The sequence below is a fragment of the Nodosilinea sp. FACHB-131 genome (genome assembly GCF_014695395.1).
In the GTDB taxonomy this organism is placed as follows: Bacteria; Cyanobacteriota; Cyanobacteriia; order Phormidesmidales; family Phormidesmidaceae; genus Nodosilinea.
In genome coordinates this window covers 39,824-64,026 of the sequence record NZ_JACJOF010000022.1, presented here as the reverse complement: position 1 = coordinate 64,026, position 24,203 = coordinate 39,824, and the positions used below count along the sequence as shown (strand labels likewise).

The 24,203-nt window shown below is 57.2% G+C and carries 23 protein-coding genes, 1 tRNA gene and 1 pseudogene; 9 read left to right on the top strand and 16 right to left on the bottom strand.

What is annotated here, in order from left to right:
* Positions 1–68 precede the first annotated feature (68 nt).
* The gene (locus H6F75_RS13755; RefSeq protein ID WP_190753047.1) at positions 69–1,376 is read left to right on the top strand and encodes an AAA family ATPase; all 1,308 of its coding nucleotides are present in this window, start codon (positions 69–71) and stop codon (positions 1,374–1,376) included.
* The gene (locus H6F75_RS13750) at positions 1,373–4,105 is read left to right on the top strand and encodes an ATP-binding protein (RefSeq protein WP_190753046.1); all 2,733 of its coding nucleotides are present in this window, start codon (positions 1,373–1,375) and stop codon (positions 4,103–4,105) included. The genes H6F75_RS13755 and H6F75_RS13750 overlap by 4 nt, the downstream gene beginning before the upstream one ends.
* Before the next feature lie 618 nt (positions 4,106–4,723).
* Here H6F75_RS13750 and cysC read toward each other — a convergent pair.
* From cysC to H6F75_RS13690, 12 genes are all read right to left on the bottom strand, one after another.
* Positions 4,724–5,275 carry an adenylyl-sulfate kinase gene (gene cysC, locus H6F75_RS13745; protein WP_190753045.1) on the bottom strand — a complete coding sequence of 184 codons (552 nt, stop codon included), beginning with the start codon at positions 5,273–5,275 and terminating at the stop codon, positions 4,724–4,726.
* Between the two features lie 37 nt (positions 5,276–5,312).
* Entirely contained in the window at positions 5,313–6,257 is a 945-nt protein-coding gene (locus H6F75_RS13740; protein ID WP_242019993.1) for a YihY/virulence factor BrkB family protein, read from the bottom strand.
* A gap of 445 nt (positions 6,258–6,702) precedes the next feature.
* On the bottom strand, positions 6,703–6,930 hold the full coding sequence (locus tag H6F75_RS13735) for a hypothetical protein (protein ID WP_190753044.1): 228 nt from the start codon (positions 6,928–6,930) through the stop codon (positions 6,703–6,705).
* Positions 6,931–7,152: 222 nt separating this feature from the next.
* Positions 7,153–7,962, bottom strand: coding sequence for a Nif3-like dinuclear metal center hexameric protein (locus H6F75_RS13730; RefSeq protein ID WP_190753043.1), 810 nt, complete (start codon positions 7,960–7,962; stop codon positions 7,153–7,155).
* A gap of 108 nt (positions 7,963–8,070) precedes the next feature.
* Positions 8,071–9,912: an ATP-dependent zinc metalloprotease FtsH gene (ftsH, locus tag H6F75_RS13725; RefSeq protein ID WP_279308306.1), complete on the bottom strand. Its 1,842-nt coding sequence runs from the start codon at positions 9,910–9,912 to the stop codon at positions 8,071–8,073.
* A 232-nt stretch (positions 9,913–10,144) separates the two neighbouring features.
* Positions 10,145–10,218: transfer RNA gene (locus tag H6F75_RS13720), tRNA-Asp, on the bottom strand.
* Positions 10,219–10,304: 86 nt separating this feature from the next.
* Positions 10,305–10,592: an MSMEG_0570 family nitrogen starvation response protein gene (locus tag H6F75_RS13715; protein ID WP_190753041.1), complete on the bottom strand. Its 288-nt coding sequence runs from the start codon at positions 10,590–10,592 to the stop codon at positions 10,305–10,307.
* A gap of 117 nt (positions 10,593–10,709) precedes the next feature.
* Entirely contained in the window at positions 10,710–12,431 is a 1,722-nt protein-coding gene (locus H6F75_RS13710) for a peptide ABC transporter substrate-binding protein (protein ID WP_190753040.1), read from the bottom strand.
* Between the two features lie 112 nt (positions 12,432–12,543).
* Entirely contained in the window at positions 12,544–13,062 is a 519-nt protein-coding gene (locus H6F75_RS13705) for an AAA family ATPase (RefSeq protein ID WP_347710649.1), read from the bottom strand.
* Positions 13,063–13,096: 34 nt separating this feature from the next.
* A complete protein-coding gene (locus tag H6F75_RS13700; protein WP_190753039.1) occupies positions 13,097–14,386 on the bottom strand; it encodes a glucose-1-phosphate adenylyltransferase in 1,290 nt (429 codons plus the stop codon).
* A gap of 278 nt (positions 14,387–14,664) precedes the next feature.
* Positions 14,665–16,299: a substrate-binding domain-containing protein gene (locus tag H6F75_RS13695; RefSeq protein WP_190753038.1), complete on the bottom strand. Its 1,635-nt coding sequence runs from the start codon at positions 16,297–16,299 to the stop codon at positions 14,665–14,667.
* A gap of 22 nt (positions 16,300–16,321) precedes the next feature.
* Entirely contained in the window at positions 16,322–16,711 is a 390-nt protein-coding gene (locus H6F75_RS13690) for a hypothetical protein (RefSeq protein ID WP_242019992.1), read from the bottom strand.
* 246 nt (positions 16,712–16,957) lie between these two features.
* On the opposite strand from H6F75_RS13690, the gene H6F75_RS13685 reads away from it, so the two are divergent.
* Together H6F75_RS13685 and H6F75_RS13680 are read left to right on the top strand one after the other, a co-directional pair.
* Positions 16,958–18,013, top strand: a complete 1,056-nt coding sequence (locus tag H6F75_RS13685) for a ParM/StbA family protein (RefSeq protein ID WP_190753037.1) — start codon at positions 16,958–16,960, stop codon at positions 18,011–18,013.
* Entirely contained in the window at positions 17,995–18,333 is a 339-nt protein-coding gene (locus H6F75_RS13680) for a hypothetical protein (protein WP_190753036.1), read from the top strand. The genes H6F75_RS13685 and H6F75_RS13680 overlap by 19 nt, the downstream gene beginning before the upstream one ends.
* 74 nt (positions 18,334–18,407) lie before the next feature.
* Here H6F75_RS13680 and H6F75_RS28810 read toward each other — a convergent pair.
* The 3 genes and pseudogenes from H6F75_RS28810 to H6F75_RS29025 form a co-directional block, all read right to left on the bottom strand.
* Positions 18,408–18,584, bottom strand: a pseudogene (locus tag H6F75_RS28810) (family 1 glycosylhydrolase); the annotation flags it as partial.
* Entirely contained in the window at positions 18,581–18,703 is a 123-nt protein-coding gene (locus tag H6F75_RS28505; RefSeq protein ID WP_277874265.1) for a hypothetical protein, read from the bottom strand. The pseudogene H6F75_RS28810 and the gene H6F75_RS28505, both read right to left, overlap by 4 nt.
* A gap of 27 nt (positions 18,704–18,730) precedes the next feature.
* Positions 18,731–19,444 carry a PTPA-CTERM sorting domain-containing protein gene (locus tag H6F75_RS29025; protein ID WP_190753035.1) on the bottom strand — a complete coding sequence of 238 codons (714 nt, stop codon included), beginning with the start codon at positions 19,442–19,444 and terminating at the stop codon, positions 18,731–18,733.
* A gap of 348 nt (positions 19,445–19,792) precedes the next feature.
* On the opposite strand from H6F75_RS29025, the gene bchI reads away from it, so the two are divergent.
* The 3 genes from bchI to H6F75_RS13655 all read left to right on the top strand — a co-directional run bounded on the left by bchI (position 19,793) and on the right by H6F75_RS13655 (position 21,945).
* On the top strand, positions 19,793–20,899 hold the full coding sequence (gene bchI, locus H6F75_RS13665) for a magnesium chelatase ATPase subunit I (RefSeq protein ID WP_190753034.1): 1,107 nt from the start codon (positions 19,793–19,795) through the stop codon (positions 20,897–20,899).
* A gap of 8 nt (positions 20,900–20,907) precedes the next feature.
* A complete protein-coding gene (gene ruvC, locus H6F75_RS13660; RefSeq protein WP_190753033.1) occupies positions 20,908–21,408 on the top strand; it encodes a crossover junction endodeoxyribonuclease RuvC in 501 nt (166 codons plus the stop codon).
* A 138-nt stretch (positions 21,409–21,546) separates the two neighbouring features.
* Positions 21,547–21,945 carry a hypothetical protein gene (locus tag H6F75_RS13655; protein WP_190753032.1) on the top strand — a complete coding sequence of 133 codons (399 nt, stop codon included), beginning with the start codon at positions 21,547–21,549 and terminating at the stop codon, positions 21,943–21,945.
* Between the two features lie 47 nt (positions 21,946–21,992).
* Here the strand turns inward: H6F75_RS13655 and H6F75_RS13650 are convergent, their stop codons facing one another.
* On the bottom strand, positions 21,993–22,496 hold the full coding sequence (locus H6F75_RS13650) for a GNAT family N-acetyltransferase (protein WP_190753031.1): 504 nt from the start codon (positions 22,494–22,496) through the stop codon (positions 21,993–21,995).
* A 233-nt stretch (positions 22,497–22,729) separates the two neighbouring features.
* Between H6F75_RS13650 and H6F75_RS13645 the strand changes: the two genes are divergently transcribed.
* Together H6F75_RS13645 and H6F75_RS13640 are read left to right on the top strand one after the other, a co-directional pair.
* The gene (locus H6F75_RS13645; RefSeq protein WP_190753030.1) at positions 22,730–23,599 is read left to right on the top strand and encodes a class I SAM-dependent methyltransferase; all 870 of its coding nucleotides are present in this window, start codon (positions 22,730–22,732) and stop codon (positions 23,597–23,599) included.
* Positions 23,600–23,614: 15 nt separating this feature from the next.
* Complete coding sequence (locus H6F75_RS13640; RefSeq protein WP_190753029.1) at positions 23,615–24,142, top strand: GNAT family N-acetyltransferase; 528 nt, start codon at positions 23,615–23,617, stop codon at positions 24,140–24,142.
* Positions 24,143–24,203 lie beyond the last annotated feature (61 nt).

Here is a 24,203-nt window from a genome sequence, read left to right as displayed (position 1 = left end):
TCGCTAAAGCTTTACCTTCGCCTTCCGGCCCTTGCGCTACCCTGAGGGCAATCCTACAACCATTGCCTATGCTGGATCTACAGCAGTTTTACGATGCCTGCGACCCCACCCAGCCGCTGCGGGGCAAGCGCTACTACATCGATTTCTCCACCGTGCGCGGTGGCGACACTGTCCAAGAGCTAGAGCGCAAAATTGCTCGCCTGGCCCGCAATCGCCCCACTACCCAGCTGTTTACCGGCCATATTGGCTGCGGCAAATCGACGGAACTCTTTCGTTTGCAGAACAAGCTGACCCAGCGTAACTGCGAGGTGGTTTACTTTGAGTCAGACCGCGACTTAGAGATGGCCGATGTCGAAATCTCTGATATTTTGCTCAGCATTGCCCACAACATCAGCGAGCACCTCGACAAAATTGGCATTGCGACTAAGCCCACTTATCTGCAAGGCCTGTTTCAGAACCTGGCCGACACCCTGCGCACCCCGATGGAAATCTCCGATGTGAGCTTTTCGGCGGGCATTGCCAGCATTACGGCCTCGGCCAAGCAGAGCCCTGACATGCGCAGCCAGCTCAGACAGTATTTAGAGCCGCGCACCCGCAGCATTATTACCGCCATCAACGACGAGCTGCTGACTCCAGCCAACGATCGACTACAGTCCCAGGGCAAAAATCGCCTGGTGGTGATTATGGATAACCTCGATCGCATCGACAGCGCCCCTCGCTCCCAGGGACGGCTCCAGTCGGAGTACATTTTTGTCGACCGGGGTGAGCAGCTCAGGCAGCTTGACTGCCACATGGTCTACACCATTCCCCTGGAGCTGATGTTTTCGAATGACCTGGTGCGGCTGTCGAACCGGTTTGGTACTAACCCCATGGTGCTGCCCATGGTGCCGATGCAGGACCGCAAGGGCAACACCGACGAGGCGGGTATGGCGCTGCTGCGACAGATGGTGTTGATTCGCGCCTTTCCCGATTTCAACGTGAACCAGCGCATTGATGCGGTAGGAGAAATCTTCGACGAGATAGCCACCCTCGATCGCCTCTGTCAGGTGAGTGGTGGCCACATGCGCAACCTGATTCGCCTGCTGGATGGCTGCCTACGCAAGCAAGACCCGCCTTTTTTGCGCGACACCCTGGAGGCTGTGATTCGCAACGAGCGCGACAGCCTCATGGGTCTAGTCAGCGACCACGAGTGGGATCTGCTGCTCCAGGCCGTCTCCCGCCAGGATGTGCAGGGCGACGAAGACTACAACATTTTGGTGCGCAGCCTGTTTTTGTACGAATATCGAGATGCTCAGGGTCGCTGGTTTGGCCTCAATCCCCTGCTGGCCGAGACCGATCGCTACCGCAGCTGGCTGGCTCAGCAGAGCCGCCCATGAGCGGCCAGCGTCTGGGAACCAGCGATATTGTGGCCCACAACCAAGCGGCCCTAACTGAGCTCAAGCGGGCGATCACCCTCAGACCCAACCGCTTTTCGCTGGTGCTGGCCCGGTGCAACTACTCGCGTTTGCAGCAGCTGATGGTCGATCATTTGCAGACCTATACGCCCCTGGTAGAGCGATCGCTGCCCGCTCATGTCACGACCCTGCTTCAGGCTTTGACCTTGCCCGCTGACTCTCCACCGCCAACCGCCCTGATGGTAACCGGCCTAGAGCAGTTGCAAAACGCGGCGGCAGTGTTTAAGGCCGCCAACTTGGGACGAAACGCCTTTCCACAGGCGCTGCCGTTTCCGGTAGTGCTGTGGATGAGCGATCGCACCCTGACCATTCTCAACCGCCACGCTCCCGACTTTAAGAGCTTTGCTGCCGCCCCCATTCCCTTTGAGTACCCCCCCGGCGAGCTGATCGACTCACTCCACGCCAGCGCCAACGACCTATTCGCTACCATGCTCTCGTTGGGCGATAGCAGCCCTCACCCCACTGAAGCCGCCGATTTTCAACCGGGGTCGGCCCTGCGCACCGAGCTAGAGTTTGCCCTGACCGACATAGCTCAAACCCAAGCCACCCTTGGCAGTGAACTCAAGGCCAGCCTCGACTTTCTCAAGGGCCGCGACGCCTTTAGCCGCAACGATCTCGACGTGGCCCGCTACCACTTCGAGCAAAGCCTGAACTACTGGCAAAAATCCACCCCCCCACCCGCCCACCCGCCCACTCCCCTACTTACCCCCCCACCCCCCACCCCTCGCCAAAAACAAGCTGTCCTCCTCTTCTACTTGGGGGCGACCTGCCGCAGCCAGGCCATTCTGCAGCGGGTGGTTTATGATCTCATGCTGCACAAGGCCGAGAGCTACTTCACCGCCTGCCTGCGCATTTTTCGCGACCTCGAGGAGCCTGATCTGGTGGGCAAATTCATCCATGCCCTGGCGGAGGTGCAGCAAAAATTGGGGGCCTGGTCCGCCCTGGCCCGCACCGCCCAGGAGGGGCTGACCCTACATCGCCAAGACCCCATTCGCCTGGCCCGCAATTACGGCTATCTGGCAGAGGTAGCTCTGGCCCAGGACGATGCCGCCACCGCTAAAACTAACGCCGAGCGGGCATTGAATATTCTGGCGATCGCCGGGGCCGTCACTGCCAGTGCCTCCGGCGAACCTGATGCCGAATCCTCCCGCTCTGCCCTAGCGATGGCTAACCAGTATCAGCGGGGCTGGTACCTCTTCCTGTTGGGGCGAGTATATATTGCTCAGGTTCAACCCGAGGCGGCTACTACCCTGCTTGAAGCGGCGTACACCTACACCGACCCCACAACTGATCTGCCCCTCTACCGCAACATTCTGCAAACGCTGCAACAGCAGTATTACCAGCAAAAAAAATACCGCGCCGCCTTTGGGGTCAAGATCAAGCAGCGCCAGGTCGACACTCGCTTTAAGCTGCGAGCCTTCATCGGGGCCAGCGAAATTCAGCCCCAGGAGTCCTGGCGGGGTGGTGGTGAGGGCTCCAGCCAAGCGCTGCTGGCTACCGAGATTCAGTCCTCGGGTCGCCAGGCCGATGTTGAGGCTCTCACCGATCGCCTTGAGCAGGCCCGCTATCCGCTGGTGATTATCCACGGGCCGTCGGGGGTAGGCAAAAGCTCCATCCTTTATGCCGGGCTGATGCCCGCCCTGGCTAAGTCGTTTCCTGAGGGGCGATCGACTTTGGCGGTGTTGGTCAAGGGCTACCGCGATTGGCCCGATGAGGTCAACCAGGCTTTGGCCCGCGCCCTGCAACAGCTCAGCGAGGCCGACGGCATTCCCCCAGCCGCCCCTATCGACCCCATCGACCTGAGTGATCGCCTCAAACGCCTCACCGAGCAAAGCTATCGACAAATCGTGCTGATTTTTGATCAGTTTGAAGAATTTTTCGTCGATGCCGTAGAGCTGACCCAGCGCCGCGACTTCTACGCTTTCTTGCTCGACTGCCTCAATACGCCCTACCTCAAAGTGGTGCTGTCCCTGCGCGAAGACTACCTCCACCACCTGCTCGAAATTGAGCGCGGCTTTGATCTCGACATTCTCAACAACGACATTCTCAGCCGAGACTACCGCTATTATTTGGGCAATTTTAAGGCCACCGACGCCAAATTTTTAATTCGTCGCCTCACCGACGACGCTCACTTTTACCTCGAAACGGCCCTGATCGATCAGCTGGTGGCCGACCTATCTACCTCCATCGGTGAGGTGCGCCCGATTGAGCTTCAGGTGGTGGGGGCTCAGCTCCAGCGCCAAGAGATCAACACCCTGGCCGAATACCTCGACCTGGGCAGCCATCCCAAAGAAACCCTGGTGCAAAATTTCTTGGGCACTGTGGTTGACGACTGCGGCGCTGAAAATGCGGATTTGGCCCGCCTGGTGCTTTACCTGCTCACCGATATCGATCGCGACAGCCGCCCCTATCGTCCCCAAAGAAGCCGAGAAGACATTGAAGAAGAGATCAAACTGCGCGGTGCTGTCTATCAGTCAGACCAACTCGACCTAGTACTGGATATTCTGGTGGGCTCGGGTCTGGTGTTTTTGCTGCCCGATATCCCCATCGATCGCTACCAGTTGGTGCATGACTACCTGGTTAGCTACGCCCGCCGGGAACCGCCTGCGCGCTTGGTCAACAAGCTGCGGCGCAGTCAAGTACTGGGATAACGCTAAACGCCTAGCTTCTCCACGGGCGCAGGCAGCAATATGAAATTGGTAGAAATTCGAACTGTCTTACCAGGTGAGAACGTCCAGTCTGTTTTGGGCACCATTGATTTATATCTACCTTAAGGCGTATTCTTAATCTATTCCTTTAGGGGGATGCAAAGTTGCCTGATAGAGTTGCATATGAATGACACTTGGCTTTCGGATTACGTTATTTACTCTGAACGAGCAGGGCAAGGCTACGCAAGACGAGCCTGTCGGCCCTTAGAATCTCACATCAAAAAGATGCTGGGACTACCAATTAGCGAATTCTCTATTCAGGCTGAAATTAAATATCTCACCCTTGTTGCCGGTGGCGCAACCTGCGAATGTCCGGCTTGCAAGCTCAGAGCCCCAGGCAATGCTGGTATCTTTTGGGTTGTCACCCGGAAGGACGCTGTAGAAGAAGTCTCTAAAGTAGAGTAATCTAACCTTTCTAATACTGATGCCCACTGTTCTGAAGAATAGTGGGCATTACTGCTATAGCGGTAGAGCGATCGGCCCAGAGGCTGGGGGAGCGCCTTCCACCGGGCTGGGATCAGGCTAAAGGCAGCGCCACCGATAGCTCACTGGTTACGGAGGCTAGGCCACGGCTGCCACTGCCAAGTAGCCCATGGCTTCGAGCTGGCCAATTACCTGGGCCACGCTTTCTTCGACGGATTGCTGATCGGTGTGGCAGTGCACCTCTGGGTTGAGGGGCGCTTCGTAGGGATCGTCAATGCCGGTAAACTGCTTGATTTCGCCAGCCCTAGCTTTTTTGTAGAGACCTTTGACGTCGCGGTCTTCGCAGACGCTGAGGGGAGCGTCAACAAAGACTTCGACGAAGTCACCGATGCGATCGCGCACCGTATCTCGCGCTTCGCGGTAGGGCGAAATTGCCGACACCAGCACCATCACGCCATTGCGGGTCAGCAGGTGCGATACAAAGCCAATGCGGCGAATGTTTTCGTCCCGGTCTTCTTTGCTAAAGCCCAGGCCCTTGGTCAAGTTAGTGCGCACAACATCGCCGTCGAGCACCTCAAGCTGGCAACCCCGCTGGCGCAGTTCGGCCTCCAGAGCGCGAGCGATGGTCGATTTACCCGACCCGCTCAACCCCGTAAACCAGATTGTTACTCCACGCTGCGCTGTCGCCATTGGCCCATTCCGTAAACTGCTCTATAAATTAAACCACTTACTGGCCCCCTACCTTAGTCATTAGCTTTTTCTGCCCCTTGCGGCTGCCAAATTGGTGGGCGTAGACGTAGGTAAACTCGCCCCCCAAAAAGAAAATCTGGCTGGTAAGGTAAATCCACAGCATCAGCACCATCACCCCGCCTACCACCCCGTAGGAGCGAAACTGGCTGCCCAGGCTAATCACACTGTTACTGATTAACTGCTGCAAAATCAGCCACAGAATGGCGGTCAGCAGTGCCCCCAGCCACACATCTCGCCAAGCCACACGGGTGCTGGGCAGGGTTTTGTAGAGCACCATTACCACCAGCGTCAGCGTCACAAACGAGATGCCCAGCCGCAGCCATGACAGCAGCTGCACCTGATCGATCGCCAGCACCGTCACCCACTCGTTCACCCCTTCCAAAATCTTGGTGATGGTGCCGATGGCAATGTTGGAGAGCAGCGACACAAAGATCAGGCTGGTGGCCCCAATCACCAGCAAAAACGCCAGAAACCGGCGCCACAGAAAGATAAACGCCACTTCCCCCACGCCGCCGAAGCGGTGATGGCTGGGCTTGGTGTGCCAAATTTTGTCAAAGGAGCGGCTGAGGGCGCCAAAAAAACCGCTGGAGGTAAATAGCAAAATGCCAAAACCAACGATGCTGGCGCTAGTGCTGCCGTTGTGAAACTCGATGAGGGTGGCCTGCACCAGGGGGAAGGCGTCGGGAGGCAGAGCCTCTTGGGCAAAGTGGAGCACGGCGTTGTAGGCATCGGTGCTGGGGCCAATTAGAAAGCCCACAATGCTCAACGACACCAAAATCATCGGAAACATTGAAAAGAGGGCGTAGTAGGCTAGGGCGGCACCCATCTCAAGGCAATCGTCTTGCTGCCACTTCATCAGGGTGCGGCCAATCAGCTTGGTCCACGCCGACTGCCCCACTCGATACTTAAAAAAATCGAGCATAGCCGCACTGTTGATCCATTGGTGTGCCAGTGACCATGCGCGTCGCCAATGCTCTAACCGCGCCAGTTGTCTCCTCATTCTACCGACCCTATTTGTTCGCTAAGGGTTGTGCCAGCTACCTACAGTGGCACAAAACAAAAAAAGTAGAGCACCAAAGGACAAAATTGTTCAGTTTTGGGGCGATTCTCTTTCAGAGAAGCTTTCCTTCGAAACGTTTCACGAACGCCAATGCCCTTAGGCGGCCAGGGCTTGCTCCCAGCTCTTACAGCTCCATACTGTCAAATCCCTATCGGCAAAGACGATCTACTGTGGCAGTTTCCCCTCTATTACAAGTGGTGCAGGGCATCTACAGGAAAAAAAGAGCTGCAAAATTTCGCCCTGGCGCACTTAGTTGCCGGGCGGGCTGCAAAGATGTAGCTGCTTTTGTGGATGACTTTAGCTAGCGTCAGTTTGCCGATACTTTGACGCTGACTTCCTCGCGCTTGGGCGCGGGGGCTACTAGATGAGGTGCGATCGCCTGCATGGGAGCAACCTGAGGTGCCGTGGTGGTCACGTTCTGGGCGGCTTCGGCTTCATCCATTTGATCGCAAAGGGCTTTGGAAACGGCCATAGCAGCATAGATGCCCGCCAAATAGAGCACGATATCAAACGCCCCAAAGTACAGATGGAACATGAGCCTAGCCTCCCTTGCGGTTTAAGTTTATTGCCGATACTACCGCATCCTTCGGCGGGGTTCCAAGAGGCGCAGGTGTCGTCTGTGGCCTAAACTTACAGAGTTTCTCTCTTGGTATAGCACTTTGGGCATTGCTGCATGAGCGTTGCGGAAGCGCGAATTGGATGCCGACTGGAAGAACTTTTTGCCTAGCAGGCTGGGCGGCTTCCTTTGACTAGAGTCTCAGCCCCAAAACTGGCGAAAGTCTTCGTCTTGGTCGCTGAGCTGTGCCCAGGGGGCACCCCACTGCTGCACAATTTCCGCCAGTCGGGCGCAGGCAGGACGTTCAGTGGCGTAGTGACCTGCGTCAATGAGAATCAGGTCGCGATCGCGCCCTTCCTGAAACTGGTGAAACTTGCAGTCTGAGGTCAGGTAGGCCTGCGCCCCAGTTTTGGCCACCGCCCCCATAAAGCTGGCCCCGCTGCCGCCCAGAACGGCTAAGCGATCGATCCTCTGAGTTAGATCGGCGGCGGGGGAATAGATTAATCGTGGCGGTGAGAGCCTAGCTTGAATCAGGTCCAGCAGCCCTTGCAGATCGAGGGTGGGGCTGAGATCACCCACGCGCCCGTAGCCAATGCCGGGTTGGGTGGGCACCACGGGCTGAGAGTTTTGCAGGTGCAGCACCTGGGCCAGCAGGTCGGCGGTGCCGTCTTGCACCTGGTCAAAGTTGGTGTGGGCGGTGTAGATGCCAATGTTGTGGGCGATCGCCTGGCGCACCATATCCCCTACTGGGTCGCCCTGGGTAACGCGCTTAAGCGGGCTAAAGATCAGCGGATGGTGGGCCAAAATCAGATTGACACCTACGCCCTGCTGACGGAGTTTGAGGGCTTCGGCCATCACCGCCAAAGTTGGGGTGAGGCACACCAGCACGTGGGCCGGTTCGTCGAGCAGGCCGGGCTGCACCTGCCAGCCGCAGTTGTCCCAGTCTTCTTGCCAGGCGGGGTTAGCCCAGGCTTCGAGTTTAGAGATCAGATCTGCGATCGCAAGGGCCATAAAAAACACCGCTGGCTGGGGCAGCCAGCTCCAGGAGAAAACCCTCCTAGTTTACCGCGCTACTCCCAGCCAACAGCGTCAGAGCAATAGGTTCTGTGCTAAACCGCCTTAGCCCGCCTTCACCAGGAACTTCTCAGGAATCTGAGTGTACTCGCTGACAATCTGGCGAAATTCTTCGCCGTCCACAGTTTCACGCTCCAGCAGCACGTCCACCAGGTGATCCATCAGTACGCGATGCTCGCGCAGCAGGCTGCGGGCGCGATCGAGGCAGGTTAGGGCAATGCCGCGCACCTGAGCGTCGATCTTGCTGGCCATTTCCTCTGACACCTCGCTGCGGGGCATCAGGTTGCGGCCCAAAAACACCTGGTTGTCCATGCTCTCTAGGGCGACAGGGCCAAGCTCAGACATGCCGTAGAGGGTTACCATCTGCCGCGCTAGGTTGCTCACCTGCTGAATATCGCCGCTGGCTCCGGTGGTAGTTTCGTCGTCGCCAAATACTTCTGCCTCGGCGGCAAAGCCCCCCAGGGCCACCGTAATGCGATCGATCAGCCAGTTGCGGGTGTAGAGGCCGCTGTCGATGATGTCCTCGTTGGGCAGCGACTGGGTAAAGCCCTCAATGCCGCCCGATCGCGGAATAATTGTCACCTTGTTCAGCTCGTCGGAGTGGGTCAGCAAGGTGGTGAGCAGGGCGTGGCCGACCTCGTGGTAGGCGGTCATACGCTTGCGGCTGCTGTCGAGCAGGGGGGTGAGGCTAAGGCCAATGGTGATGCGATCGATCGCATCTTCAATCTCGGTCATGCCCATTGACTCTTTGCGGCGGCGGGCGGTGAGAATGGCTGCTTCGTTAAGCAGGTTAGCCAGCTCCGCCCCAGAAAATCCAGGGGTGCGCCGCGCCACTGCCTCCAGGGAAACCTCGGGCTCAATTTTTTTGTTGCGAGCGTGCACTTCTAAAATCGACAGTCGCCCCTTGTAGGTGGGCAGGTCAACCACCACTTGGCGGTCAAAGCGGCCCGGACGCAGCAGCGCCAGGTCGAGCACATCTACCCGGTTGGTAGCGGCAATCACGATGATGCCGCTGTTGCCCTCAAAGCCATCCATCTCGGTGAGCAGCTGGTTGAGGGTCTGCTCACGCTCGTCGTTGCCGCCGCCAATGCCTGCGCCCCGCTGGCGACCCACGGCATCAATCTCGTCGATAAACACAATGCAGGGGGCATTCTCTTTGGCTTTGCGGAACAGGTCGCGCACCCGCGATGCGCCCACGCCCACAAACATTTCGACAAATTCGGAGCCCGAAATGCTGAAGAAGGGAACGGCGGCCTCGCCTGCGATCGCCTTGGCCAACAAAGTCTTACCAGTACCGGGCTGACCAATCAACAGCACCCCTTTGGGAATGCGTGCCCCAATGGCCGTAAACTTCTCTGGGCTCTTGAGGAAGGTGACTACCTCTTGCAGTTCTTCCTTGGCTTCTTCGATACCGGCCACATCGTCGAACACGACGCCGGTTTTGGCCTCCATCTGAAAGCGGGCCTTTGACTTGCCAAAGCTCATGGCGTTGCCCGCCCCCGCCGCCGATCGCCGCAGCAGCAGCAGTAACCCAAAAATCAGAATCAGCGCCAGCAGCGAGTTGGTGGCCAACCAGGCTAGGGCACCGCTGCTCGACGAGTCGCGAATCTCAACATCGACATCGTTGGCGCGCAGGCGGCGAATCAGCTCAGCGTTGCGCTCACCGGCAAACAGCGCCACCTGTTCAGGTTCGGCGTCTTCGGCAGCACCCTCTAGGGTGACGTAGGCAATGCCTCGGGTTTCGTCTAAGTCAACCTGTTCGACCTGGCCCTGCTCAATTTTTTCTAAAAACTGCCCGTAGGTCAACCCCTCCGGCTCGGCCTCAGCCTGGGCCAGGGCGGGGGGCAGCGGCATCAAGGTTTGCAGCAAAAACCAGCCAATAGTCATGACACCCGTGGCGGTTGCGCCAGTGCGGGGGCGGAGGGCAGCCTGCTTGCCAGGGAAACGTAGGGTCATAGACGGTTTAACTCAGCGAAACTTTACCCGACGCTAGTATCGCCAGATACCGGATGGGCTGTTCACTAGTCTAACCCCCTCGTCCTGAAATGACCGCCCAGCATAGATACCTTTTGCCCCACGAATGTTTGATTCGTGGGGCAAAAGGAGGATTTAACTAGAACGGGCCTGACGGGATTCGAACCCGCAACTTCCGCCGTGACAGGGCGGTGCTCTAACCAGTTGAACTACAGGCCCATGGCTTAGGCAATCTCTATATTGCGGCTTGGGGGGGCTTTTGTCAAACGACTTGGCAGAATTTCTAAAATTCTCTTTGAACTCGATTATTCCAGGAACTGAATCACGGTCACCGCAGGGGTGGATAGGTGGTCGTAGCGGCTGGCGGTGGCCTCGATCTGGCGCAGCTGGCCCAAGGCCAAACTACAGGGCATGCCGTACTTGGCCTGTACGCGATCGCTAGCGATGGTCAAGGCAGTGCGCGATCGCTCGACAAAATCCGTCAGCGGGTAGCTGGTGGCGGGCGCGAAGTAGTCCTTCACCACCAGCGAGGGGGAGTAGCAGGTTTCCTGGTTGCCGTCGGGCCACTGGATTTGGAAGCGAATTTCGGGCATAGGGGTGGATGGGTAAGATGTAGGGGGTGGATGGGTAGGGAGGGAGCGACGGATTTTAAAGGCAGAGATGGGTGGTCAGGGGTCTTTACTCATCCACCCATCCACCCGTCTACCCCTCTAGGGTCGCCTCCACTCAGCAATGTTCCAGGTGCTCAGATCCCAGGGGGTGAGGTTGATGCCGGTGAGGCGGTTGCTGACGCCGGAGGCATCGGCGCGGTGGACGATGGGCATGACGGCGGCATCTTCAATCAGCAAATCGTTCATTTGAATGAACAGGTCTTGCCGTTCTTCGGGGTCGAGGGTGGCGGCGGCCTGCTGCCAGAGGGCGTCGTACTCGGGGTTGCAGTAGCGGGCGTAGTTGCTGCCCGACCAGTTGTTGGCCTTTTGGGCAATCTCGTCGCAGGTGTAGGTCTGCATGTAGGCGCCAGGGTCGGGGTTAGTGTTGCCGGTCACAAACATTTGCAGGTCGGCGGAGAAACGCTCGAGGGTTTCGCGGCTAGCTGGGTCGCCCGAGAAATAGACGCTGGCGTCGATGCTTTTTAGCTCTACGCCGATGCCGATTTGCTCCAGGGATTGTTTGACAATCTCCTGGGTTTTCTGGCGCACCGGGTTCACCGAGGTTTGAAAGACTACCTGCATTTCTTGCCCGTTTTTATCGCGGGTGCCGTTGTTGTTGCTGTCAACCCAGCCCGTCGCATCGAGCAGGGCTGCAGCGGCTTCAGGATCGTAGTCGTAGCTGGTGTTGCCCGAGGCAAAGGGGCCGGGGGCAACTAGAAAATTGGCGGTGGCTTTCCCAGTGGGGCCATAGAGCTGGGCGGCAATGGTGTCGCGATCGAGGGCCAGATTAATAGCCTGGCGCACTAGGCGATCGCTAAAGAAGGGGTGCGGAAACTCGGTGCTGGAGGTTTCGCCGTCGGCGGTGGCCTGGTTGGGGTCGGTGAAGTTGATGATGACCCGCTCAACCAGCGAGCCAAAGTTGGCTACCACCTCGCCCTGGCCTGCCGCCTCTAGCTGTTCGAGAATGGCGGCTTCGACCTGGAGGTTGTTGGCGTAGTCGACATCCCCGGTTTGTAGCACCGCCCGCGCTGCCGAGGTAGCGTCGCCGCCGCCCTTCAGCTCTACGCGGCTAAAGGCGAGCTGGTCGGCGTCGCGGTAGTTGGGGTTGGCTTCGTAGACAATCACATCGCCGGGGGTAAAGCTGGTCACCCGGTAGGGGCCGGTGCCCACGGGCATGGTGTTGGCAGGGGCCTCACGGCCGTTGGGGCCGTTGTAGGCTTCAAACACATGCTTGGGCAGCACCATCCCCTCGGTGCCGGTAAACACCAGATACCAGGCAGGGTTCGGCTCCTTAAAGGTAATCTGCACGGTGGTGTCGTCGATCGCCTCTACCCGTTCCACCAGCTCATAGGTGCCCGCGTTGACCGTAGCCACCTCGGGGTTGACAATAAACTCGTAGGTAAAAGCTACATCCTCGGCGGTAAAGGGGGTGCCGTCTGACCAGGTAAGGCCTTCTTTAAGTTTCCAGGTGACGGAGGTGCCGTCTGCGGCGACGCCGCCGTTGTCGAGGGTGGGCTCTTCGGCGGCTAAGAACAGCACCATGTTGCCATCGGCGTCAAAGCTGGCCAGAGGTTCGAGGGTAATGCGGCTAGCCTCGGCGTCTTTAAATCCGCTGGAAAAGTGGGGGTTGAGAATGGTGGGAGCCTGCCAGTAGAGCAGCCGCAGGGTGTCGTCAGCGGCGGCGGTGTTGGTACTAGTTTCAGCTTGAGGACTCTCCGGTGCCCGGCACCCGCTAAACAGCAGCAAACAGAGACCAGCAGCGGCGATCGCACGAACGTTCATGGGCAACTCAATAGAATCCTGAAAATCGGCGGGGGTTAGATGCGAAGCGAGGCTTACGGACAGGGTTGCACTACGATGGCCCTAGCCCTAGCGATCCCACGATCCCCAGGCATTAGCGTAGCGGGTCAGCAGATTGAGATGGTAAAGCAGGATACAGATCTGGCCTCAAAACCAGCACCCTATCTACCCCCTCCGGCAAGGATGGTGGTGCTCCCTGAAGCTGGCGGTGCATAGTGGCAATAATGTTGGCGGGGACTTGGCGCGATCGCCCCCGGTTTCGCTCCAGCGCCAAACTTAGGGGCAGATCAAACCAGACCAGAGTGATGGGGGTAAAGCCGGTTTGGCGGGCGGTTGCGATCGCCTCTCGCCGGTGCCGCCGCCGCACGTTAGTGGCGTCGTAGATCACGCCCTCTAGCTCTCGCCGGTGAATGGCCGCGACCCCCTGCTGCCACTGGGTAACCACCTGATGCCAGATCCGTAGCCAGTCGCCCTGAATAGCTTCGTCACCATAGAGCTGGGCGCGAAGGTTATCGGTGGACACAATGCGGTAGCGAGGATGTGTCAAGACAAAATCCCTGGCCCAGCTTGATTTACCGCTGCCGGGAATACCCACCAGCATCAACAGGGGCACAGGGATTTGATCTCGCGTCACCGGATGCCCGGCCTTAGATGATCATGCCGTCGGGAATCACCGCATTCTTCAGCACCACGACAATGCCGCTGCGGATGTAAAAGCCCAGGTCTTCGCGCTCCGCCTCCTGCACATCGTCTTTGTTGACGATCTGCACATTGCGGCCAACGCGGGCGTTTTTGTCGATAATGGCACGGCGAATCACTGATCCTTCACCAATGCCCATGGGAATCTTGCCCCGGGTGAGGTGTTGGCTGCTCTCCGACAGCGGCTCGTAGTAGTCGGCTCCCATCAGCAACGAGTCTTCGATCACACAGTCGGCGTTGATGCGCTGGCGTAGCCCTACCACCGAGTGGTGAATGCGGCAATTTTTGAGAATGCAGCCCTCGGTGATGCTTGACTGCGTGATTTGGCAGTCTTGCAGCTTGTTGGGCGGCAGGTAGCGGGCGCGGGTGTAGATGGGTGCGTCTTCGTGGTAAAAGCTGAAGTCGGGATAGGGCTGCCGAGTCAGCGCCAGGTTTGCCTCGTAGAAGGCTTCGATGGTACCGATATCTTCCCAATAGCCGTCGAATAGGTAGGCCTGCACGTTGTAATCGCGCGACGAGGCCGGGATGATTTCTTTGCCGAAATCGGTTTGGTCAAGGTTCTTGCGCAGCAGGTCGATCAGCACCTGCTTTTTGAACACGTAGATGCCCATCGAGGCAATGAAGGGCTTGTCTTCGGCCTGCTCGGGGCTCAGACCCAAGGAAGTGGTGTCAACCTTCATCTGCTCTAGGGCTTCGCCCTTGGGCTTTTCGCTGAAGTCGACCACGCGTCCGGTGCTATCGACCTTCATTAGGCCAAAGTCGGAGGCTTGCTTGTAGCCGATGGGCACTACCGATAGGGTAATGTCGGCGTTGGTGGCTCGGTGGCGCTGGACAAATAGGCTGTAGTCCATGCGGTAGAGGTGATCTCCGGAGAGGATGATGAAGTCCTCTACATTCCAGGAGTCGAACAGCCACAGGTATTTGCGCACGGCGTCGGCGGTGCCCTGAAACCAGCTGGGGCTCTCAGGGGTTTGCTGGGCCGCCAGCACCTCCACAAAGCCTTCAGTAAATTGCGAAAATTGGTAGGCACGACCAATATGTCGGTTCAACGAGGCGGAGTTGAACTGGGTCAGTACGTAAATTTTGTGGATTTCGGAGTTGATGCAGTTACTTACGGGAATATCAATTAAGCGATATTTACCGGCCAAAGAAACCGCTGGCTTAGCCCGAAATTTAGTTAATGGATAAAGGCGAGTGCCGGCACCGCCCCCTAGAATTATGGCCAGAACTGATTTCACAAGATTCCCTCAATAAGCCCACAAACTGGCTCGTTTTACACCGTCTGTTTCACATTTCCAGTGTGAGCCTGAGGGTACCGCTTGACAAGGGGTTGACGAAAATATTGTGGCGGAATGTGACTTGGAACACGCCAGCGGTTTTAAATGATCCCTATAGGGTAGGCCTCAGCCGAGGGCAGGGCGGCGGGGGCTGAGGGGCAGTGGGACGCATAGATTAGAGCCTAATCGGTGAACTCGCTAAGGTCGAAATCGTCTGACCTTATATTAGGAACCGGCTCTTAAAGTCGGATAATCGACAGAGTGATGGCGCTGGTGTTGTTTTCGGGAAAGGTGTCGATAAAAAAGGCACAGAGCTGAGCCGGTTCATCGACCTCTAGGGAAAGGGTGTCGGCGTAGCCATTGAGGGTAGACCAAGTGCCGTTGACCCAGACGCCAGTTTTCAAATTTGAGACTCGGCCGCCGTAGATCCACAGCAGTACCCAGGGTTCGCCAGGTTTGGTGTCGTTACCGTAGTTAAAGGTGCCTGCTTTAATGCGAAGGATGTAGGAGCCAGGATCGAGGCTGTCGGTGGCGGCGACCTGATCCTGTAGGTACTGCATCTGGTCACCCCTGAGCAGGACGGCGTTGCGGCGACTGTGCACGGTTATGGTTTGAACTGCGCAAGTTTTAGAGACAACAGCAGCGACGTCTCTTACAGGGGCGGGCTGAGCTGTTTCTGGGCTGAGCACAGGGGCTATGGCCAGATCGTCCACCGGGACTGCTACTGGAGCCGCTACCGGCGCCATTACCGGGGCTGCTGCGGGTGGCGCTGTCGGTTTGCTCTTACCCTTGAGCAGCCACCACAGCAGCCCGCCCAAAACAGGAATGCCCAACAGCCACCAGGGAAAACGTCCTGATGAAGCTGTCTCTGTTGTGGTGCCAGCGGAGGGTGCTAAAGCGGTGTCCTGCTGAGAGGTAGCGGTGGATTCAAGGGCTGCAGTTGGGGCTGAAGTTGCGATCGCGGCAGTAGTTTTAGGCGAGGGTGTTGCTGTCGGTTCTACTGCCTTGGTCTCGGCGGCGGCAGCGCTAGTTGGCCCGGGCACCTTCATGAAAAAACCGAGCAAGGCCAGGGCGGCGGGGGTGGGGTCTTCAGCGTTATAGACGTAGGCCCGATGCTGGGAGTAGGGGTAGCGGGGGTCGTTGGGCAGCGTTTGGTGCAGGGCTAAAACCCGCACATCGCTGCGGCCTAGCACCTGAGATGCTACCGCGTAGCCAATGCCGTCAGCGCCCAAGGCATTGATTACGGCCTCGGTGTCATCGTCATCGATGGGGTCGGCGGTGGAGCCAGTGCCAAAGAAGGCCCCGTCAAAGGCGGCATAGCGGCTCAGGGCGATGCGGGTATCGCTGTAGTTGGGGCGATCGATCACGCGAATGCGGGCTGGGGTACCGCCGACCTCCGCCCAGTTCCTAATTTCGCCGCGAAACATTTGGGCAAACTGATCAAAGCTGAGGCTGCCGTTGAAGGGGTTTTCGGGGCCGACAATCACGGCAATTTTTTCGCGCTCAATGGGCACTTCCACCAGACCTTGACTGCGCTCGGCGGCAGTCAACGGTCGCCCGGCGGCCACGACATCTAGCTCGCCATCGATCAACGCCCTCAGCGCGTCGTCGGTGCGGCTGGCCCCCATTTCCACTGAGGCATTGGGGAAGCGTTTGAGGAAGCGATCGCGCAGGCCTTCGTTAACCAGCACCATACTGCTAGAGCCATCGAGGCGCAGCACTGCATCCGCCCGCAGCTCAGTGGGGATCAAGACTTTGTCGGGCAGGGTGCCTGGGGCTTGGGCTAGGAGGCGATCGGCGGCGATCGGAGAAATCGCCGCTGTGGCCAGCAGCAGCGCCACGGCCCGAGCCAGAGAAGGTAATTGAGTTGCCATGGTAATATCTCTAACCGCTCCGCTAAATTCGCACGATCGAGAGGGTCAGTTCTTCGTCGTTGTCTTCTAAATAGGTATCAAAGAAAAAGGCGCAAAGGGTAGCGGGCTCCACCACCTCCATGACTAGGGCATCGTCGTAGCCGTTGAGTGATACCCAGGTGGCATTCACCGGCACATTGGTCTTTTGGTTGATCACCTGACCGCCGTAGATCCACAGCACTACCACCGGCTCATTGCGCAGAGAATCGGCTCCATAGCCAAAGGAGCCCGAGCGAATTTTGACAATATTGGTACCCGGCTCTAGCTGTACCGAAACCCCGGTTCGCTGCAGCGCTTCCATCTGCTCAGGGCCAAACTGAAAGCAGTTGCGCTGTCCGTGGACTGTTAGATCTGTGACTGTGCACCCATCCATAACCCGGGTCTCCATCCGACGAGTTTGCTACTTAGAGACTGTAGGGCGATCGCCCTAAGCCCAAACAAAGATCCCACAAATTTTAAGGAATGTCTGCCCCCTCTGGCTCCTGAACGATACCCTTGTCAGGACAGTACAAATGCATTAGTGTTAGTTCATGCGTACTTATGGGTACAACCGTTCCCAACTTTGCTGTGACGGTAGCCTAACGCACCGCTGACCTGATATCCCCCACGAGAGTTTCCTATGACCACGACTACCGCCTCCCGCAGCCGCTCCGCCGCTGGTGCGACTCGTTCGGCCAAGGCTCGCGGCACCCAGGCGGCCAGCGCCACCACCCCGGTGCTTGCCCTCGATGCCGGCAACTACGACCTCAAATTCTTTGCCGGCAGTGGCCACCCCAAGGCCATTCGCTCGGTGCGCTACCAGCTGCCCCTAGGGCGCGATGCCGTCAGTTTTTCAGAGGCCTCTCCCCTGATCGAGCTGCCCGATGGCCGTCGCTATCACTTTGGCGCCCAGGCCTACAAATACCGTCGCCAGCAGCAAACCGTCATTGAAAATAAGGTAGAACTGGCCAAGCTGCACCTCTATGCCTGCCTTGAGCCCTTAGCTGGCAACGTGGCCGACTACAGCCTCGATCTCCATGTTTCTACCCCCGACCCGGCCCGCAACGGCGAAGATATTCAGGCTCAGCTGCTCGGTGTCCACGAGTTCATTCGCAACGACGTTGAGTTTCGCGTCAAGGTCGAATCGGTAGAGGTAGGCCGTGAGGGCATGGGGTCCTACCACTATGCTAAGGCTCAGGGCATTATCCCCGGCCAGGGCTACACCATTGTGGTCGATATTGGCGGCGGCACCTGGCTCACCCGCCTAGTGGATGCCGACGGCGAAGTGATTGACGAAAACATCATGGATCGCGGCGGCACTTACGAATTGGCTACCGCCATCAGCTTTGACCATCGTCTCACCGATCTCTTGGGCAGCAGCGCCGATCCCTGCATCGTCATGGATGGCTTTCGCACTGACCATGTCTACGCTGATACGGGCTTGGCCTGGGCTGACTGGCTCGATGAATATTTAGACCCGTGGTTTAAGGGCATCTTTCAGACCGTGAAAGCCCAGTACACCCCCTATATGCCCAGGGTGACGCGCTTTTTGGTGACAGGTGGGGGTTCTCACCTGATCGCCGATCGCCTGCAAGGGCACGATCTATTCGCGGTCATGGGCGACCCTCAATTTGCCAACGTTCGCGGCTTGTTCTTGATGACCGGGGATACCCAACTATGCATGACCACCAAATAACCCAGCCCGTTCCCAACTCGGATCGCCCCACTCGCCACGACAACAAGGTTCGCCTAAGTCAGGATGTGCTCGAAAAAGCCGAGCTGATTGCCGCTGAGTGGGGGCTTAAGAACGCCCGCGCTGCTGTAGAGGCCGTGTTTCGCCGCTATTGCGATGACTACCTTTATGGTCGCCCTTCTGAAGGGGGAGACAGTTTTGCTGCTCGGGAAACTGCTCTACCTAGCTACGGTGAAGCACAACTTGCTCAGACCAGGCGATCGCATCCAGCCCCACCCAAGTGTGAAGCGCTAGATGCATTAGATCAGCTCTTGGCACTTTAAATTTGTTGGAACGCTAGCAAAAACTTAGTTCACTCATCGGGTGCGTCAATGGTCCACATTACGCACCCTTTCTATTTACTGTAATGGTCTGCCGCAATGTCTCCGTTGGTGCCTTTGTAGGTTGTGCTAAGCAGATGAGAGTAGATGTCCTAGATTAACGGGCCTTTGCCATCCTGCTGACAGGCTTCCTCAACTTGGTAGGATGCGGTGGCGACTCCCCAGAGAAAATCGGGACGACTATACCTATTCAGGTTTCAATGCGTAACAGAGTTTTGAGAATGCGATCGCCCAATTGGCAGAATGAATATTTTGAGAATGCGATCGCCCTACCAATCAAGACAAATGCCCCTAACGGCATGGTTAGGGGCATTTGTCATGTGTATAAGAATCTCGACCGCTACAGGTTTGCTGTCTCAGGCTGTGCGAGCGATTGAGGCTTTCGCTTGCGGTAAGCTGCAATACCCATTCCAATCAATCCGGGGAGAAGGGCTGGAGTGGGGACTGGCGTTGTTGATGGAAATTCAGTTCTGTATGCAATGTTGTCAACTTCAAAGGCAGCTTCGCTAGAAAACAGCCTTACTTCATCAAACAAGTCTGTTGAACCCTGCGAGAAGAAATTAACGTACACGAAGCTATTAGGACTACCATCTCCCGCAAACAAAGCTTCATGGACAAAAGAGCCATTCTGATAAAACTCTAATCTATTGAAGTTGTTAATCGATCCTACAAACACGCCGAGATAGTTTAACAAGCTGTTGAACTTGATACTTACTGGCCCGGGTTCTTCAGGCGCTCCTAGCGTTAGGTAGTTAGAAATGTCATCGGGAGACGGAGCAATATAGCGACCTTCCACAGTACCGTTAACAATACTGCCTTGACCAAGGAACGAAGCAATGCCACTGGTGTAACCATTGCTTGAGCCAAGAGGCGCGCCGTTGAAGTCGATCGTAGTGCTCCCAGCGACAGAAGATTTAACTCCCTCGCCAGGGACAGATATTCCACCTAAATTGAACGTTATTGCCTGTGCAGGAGCCGCAACTGCTGAAACTGCGGCGATGACAACTGCTGCTTGCAGTACTGATCTTAAACCTGAAACTGTTTGAATACTCACAATGAATTCCCTTGCATCTAAAGTGTCTAAACTCTGGTAGATGCAAATGCACAGTCCGTATTTTCACGGGCACCATCGGCTTAAGCAATACTTTCGCCAGAACTTTATGTTAGGTCCATATACTTGCATCTTCAGCTCTAAGCTACTCTCATCTTCCATCAATGCTAAGCAGTACTAATAGAGCAGTATGTCCCTTTATCAAGCACACCCCAGTCTCCTGACTTTGCGCATCATTAGCCAGGAGCTAGCGAGAATCGCTCTTTTACATCGTGCTCAGCCAAAGGAGCGCAGGTACTGTGGCACAATGGAAGACACTCTTAAATTTTGCCGTCATCTTTTGAAACGCCTGTGAATTCTACTGTTGCGACCCCCTCGGCCACCTTTGCCCCCGCTCGCCGCGCGGTATTTCCCTTCACCGCCGTGATTGGCCAAGACGACATGAAGCTGGCCCTGCTGCTCAACGTCATCGACCCCAAAATTGGCGGGGTGATGATCATGGGCGATCGCGGCACCGGCAAATCCACCACCATTCGCGCCCTGGCCGACCTGCTGCCCGAAATCGAGGTTGTGGCCGATGACCCCTTTAGCCGCTCGCCCCAGGATCGCGACGTGTGGGCTGAGCGCGGCACCGACGACCTGCCCGTGGCGCTTAAGAAAGTGCCCATGGTCGATCTGCCCCTGGGAGCTACCGAAGACCGAGTCTGTGGCACCATTGATATTGAAAAAGCCCTTTCCGAAGGTGTTAAAGCCTTTGAACCGGGCCTGTTGGCCAAGGCCAATCGCGGCATTCTCTATGTAGACGAGGTCAACCTGCTCGACGACCACCTCGTCGATGTGCTGCTCGACTCCGCCGCCTCGGGCTGGAACACCGTGGAGCGCGAAGGCATCTCCATTCGCCACCCGGCCCAGTTTGTGCTAGTCGGTTCCGGCAACCCCGAGGAAGGGGAACTGCGGCCCCAACTGCTCGATCGCTTTGGTATGCACGCCGAGATTCGCACCGTGCGCGACCCCGAGCTGCGGGTGCAGATTGTGGAGCAGCGCTCTGAGTTTGACGCCGACCCCGCCGCCTACCTGACCAAGCACCAGGCCGAGCAGGAAGCACTCCAGGTCAAACTGGTGGAGGCGCAGCAGCGGCTGGCCTCGGTCAACCTCGACTACGAAGACCGGGTGCGCATCTCTGAGGTGTGCTCAGAGCTAGATGTGGACGGGCTGCGGGGTGACATTGTCACTAACCGGGCGGCCAAGGCGATCGCCGCCTACGAGGGCCGCACCGAAGTCACCCTCGACGACATCAAGCGGGTGATTGTGCTCTGCCTGCGCCACCGCCTGCGCAAAGATCCGCTAGAGAGCATCGACTCGGGCTATAAGGTCGAGAAGGTTTTCTGCAAGGTGTTTGGGCTGGCCGACCCCGACGAAGCGGCGGTCAACGGTCGCCAGCCGGTGGGGGCGCGGTAAGCATTACTGTGGGTCAGCGCATTCTCGGGCTTGACCCAGGGTTAGCCATTCTGGGATTTGGGGTAATCGACGGGGCCGATCTCTCGGCCACCGCTGCCTCTGGCACCCACGCCGAGGCAGCGGTGGTCGATTTTGGCGTGATTGAAACCCCGGCCAAGACTCCGGTGGGCGATCGCCTGTGCACTATCTACACCGACCTGCACAGCCTGCTAGAGCTGTACAAGCCGGATTTAGTGGCGATCGAAAAGTTCTTTTTCTATCGCATGGGCAATACGATTTTGGTAGCCCAGGCGCGGGGGGTAGTGATGCTGGTGCTGGCCCAGCACAACCTGCCCTTTGTGGAGTTTACCCCGGCTCAGGTGAAGCAGGCGCTGACGGGCTACGGCAATGCCGATAAGTCTGAGGTGCAGCAGGCGGTGGCCCGAGAGCTGGACCTAGAGCGCATTCCCCGCCCCGACGATGCGGCAGATGGACTGGCCTTGGCGCTGGCAGCTTGGTATCAGCGGTAGGAGGATTTTAGATTTTGGACTGCCGATTTTGGATTGACGGAATTAATCATTAAGCTGAGTAGTGCGCTAGCGAAACTCAACACAACTTAATCTAGTGTTGAGTCACACCTTACTTCACCCAGTCTATCCCTATCAATAGTGAGTTTTCTTCCAGCCTCGGTCATATTTTCATTGGCGATTGTCACATTAGGATGCAGCGATCCAATGATACTGATGAACGATTCCGAAAGAGCTGTGTGGGATTCGCAGAGGGTCATATCAAATAAAGAAGCTAGTTTATTGCGAGTCAAACACTTAAGTCGTGATCTTGAATACTGTTCGAGTAACGATGGCAGCTATTCTTTATCGCCTGAGGACTTTGAGATTCTGTCAAAACAGCCTAATAAAGAATTCAACGATAAGCTACTTCAATTAATCCCCGCCTGTAGGCCGATCACGAGTTATTTAATTGAAAATATTGACCTAGCTCGTAAGGCTGGGAATTCTCACAAGAAAATACGTGAGGCTTTGGCAGAAGGGCAAATGAATACTGATTGACTCGTTCTTGTAATGCAGATGAGTTAGGCGATCGCAAAAAGGTAGATTCAATTTTTTTCTGCCTTTTGCTGAGATAACTCTTTCTTCATCAATACTGCCTCGGGTTGGTAGCCCAGGCTAGCGTAGAGCGCTTGAGCTGCCTGGTTGTCGCTAAACACTTGCAGGCTAATCTGCCTGTGCCCCTGCTGCTGCGCCCAATGATGGGCCACCGCCAGTAGAGCCGTGGCGATGCCTTGCCGCCGATGCTCGGGAGCGACGTAGAGCATCAGCACGTAGGGATGCAGAACGCCGCTACGCTGATCGGTCGCTTGCCCTAACCAGATTGCCCCCACCGGAGCAGCGGTAGAATCCACATCCACCCACCAGAGGGGCGTCTCTCGACCGAGGAAGCGATCGACCGTGACAGCAATGTGGCCTGTGGGCTGCTGGGGGTCAAGCTCGCCATAGGTGCGCTCCATAAACTTGACTACGGTGGCGCGATCGCGGGTGGAGCCAGAGCGTAGTCTATAACCCGGCAATGTAAACAGGACTGCTTTGCCCTCGTGATTCATCGTGTTTGCCCCATTCTTGAACATTGGCCTATCTATTGTGGGCGGTACAGTTACACACTCCATAGGGCAGTTGATAGATAGTGCGTGCTGTCGCTGCTCTAGGGCTTGGCAATAATTGCTCCCCTAAGCTAATTTGCTTGGGTTGAAGAATTGGCGATCGCTCCTTTTTTCTTGGCGAGAGAGAAACGAACTTGTTACCCTGAGGAGAGTTTGCGCGGCGTTGGTATTGACCTATGGCATCTCAGTCTAAAACCCTGTTTGAGCAGTTCTTTGCGCCGATCTTGTCGCACTTGGTCGATCGCGATGCCCTGCTGCGGCTGCGCGACAGTATTGACTGGGAATCTGGGGTGAGCCAGTTCACCAATCCCCAGGTGGTATATCCCAACTACTATAAGGTCAGCAACTTCCACGGCATTAAGAACGGCTACCTGAATGTCGATGCCGCCCTCACCTACGACCCCATTACCCAGTACGTGCTGCCCCCCGGCGAAACCTGGGTGCGCGAGAGTCTGGTCAAAGCCATTCACGGTGAGCCTCGGCGGATTTTAGACCTGGGCTGTGGCACGGGCACCACCACGCTGATGCTGAAGCGACACTTCCCCAATGCCGAGGTGATTGGCCTCGACCTGTCGCCCCAGATGTTGGTGATGGCCGATTACAAAGCCCAAGCGGCGGCGGTGGATGTGACCTTTCGCCACGGCAATGCCATGGCCACGGGGCTACCTGCGGCCTCCTTTGATGTGGTGTGCGCCACGCTGCTGTTCCACGAAACGCCCCCAGCGGTGGCTAAAACCATTCTCTCAGAGGCGTTTCGGCTGCTGACGCCCGGTGGGCAAATGCTGGTGCTCGACGGCAACCAGCGCACTCTGCGGGCTAGCGACTGGCTCAGCACCATTTTTGAGGAACCCTTTATTCGCGACTACGGTCAGGGCAATGTGGATGCCTGGTTGGGCTACGCCGGGTTTGAGCGAGTGCGCACCGAGGATGTGTTTTGGCTCAACCAGCTGAGCTATGGCCGCAAGCCGCTGCCAGTGGCGGAGCGCACTGAGCAGCCAGAGGGCGAGCGCGAGTCCGCTGACCTTCCCTTTGCCCAACCCGCCTAAAACATCACCTAGGTCATGTCCCAGATTCTGCACACCGAGCGCCTGATGCTGCGGCCCTGCACCCTGGCCGACCTCGACGCAGTGCATGAGCTGTGGACTGACCCAGACATACGGCAATTTCTCTTCGACGATCGCACTCTTTCCCGCCAGGAGGCCAGCGACTTCTTGGCGGCTAGCAACGAGAGCTTCGTCCAACAGGGCTATGGGCTGTGGCTGTTTTTTGAGCGATCGGGGGATGCCTCTGGAGGCCAGTCGTCAACCATCGCTGGTTTTTCAGGTCTGATGTCCGTTCCCGACCAGTCCCCCAGCGTGGTATTTGGCACCCGACCGCCGCTCTGGGGCCGAGGCTACGCCAAGGAGGCAACGGCAGCGATTTTGCACTATGTCTTTTACGATTTGGGGTTGGACCAAGTGGTAGCCGACGTGGATGAGCCCAACACAGCATCCATTCACGTGCTAGAAGGGTTGGGTATGGTGCCAACGGGTCGAGCTGTGGTAGACGACCGCCCGCTGCTCTACTACGCGTCGCAGCCGTCCAGATAATTCTGAGAAGTTGCTGGACAGGTCTTGTTGAAACGCTAGGATGCCAGTGCCAAAGCCCCGG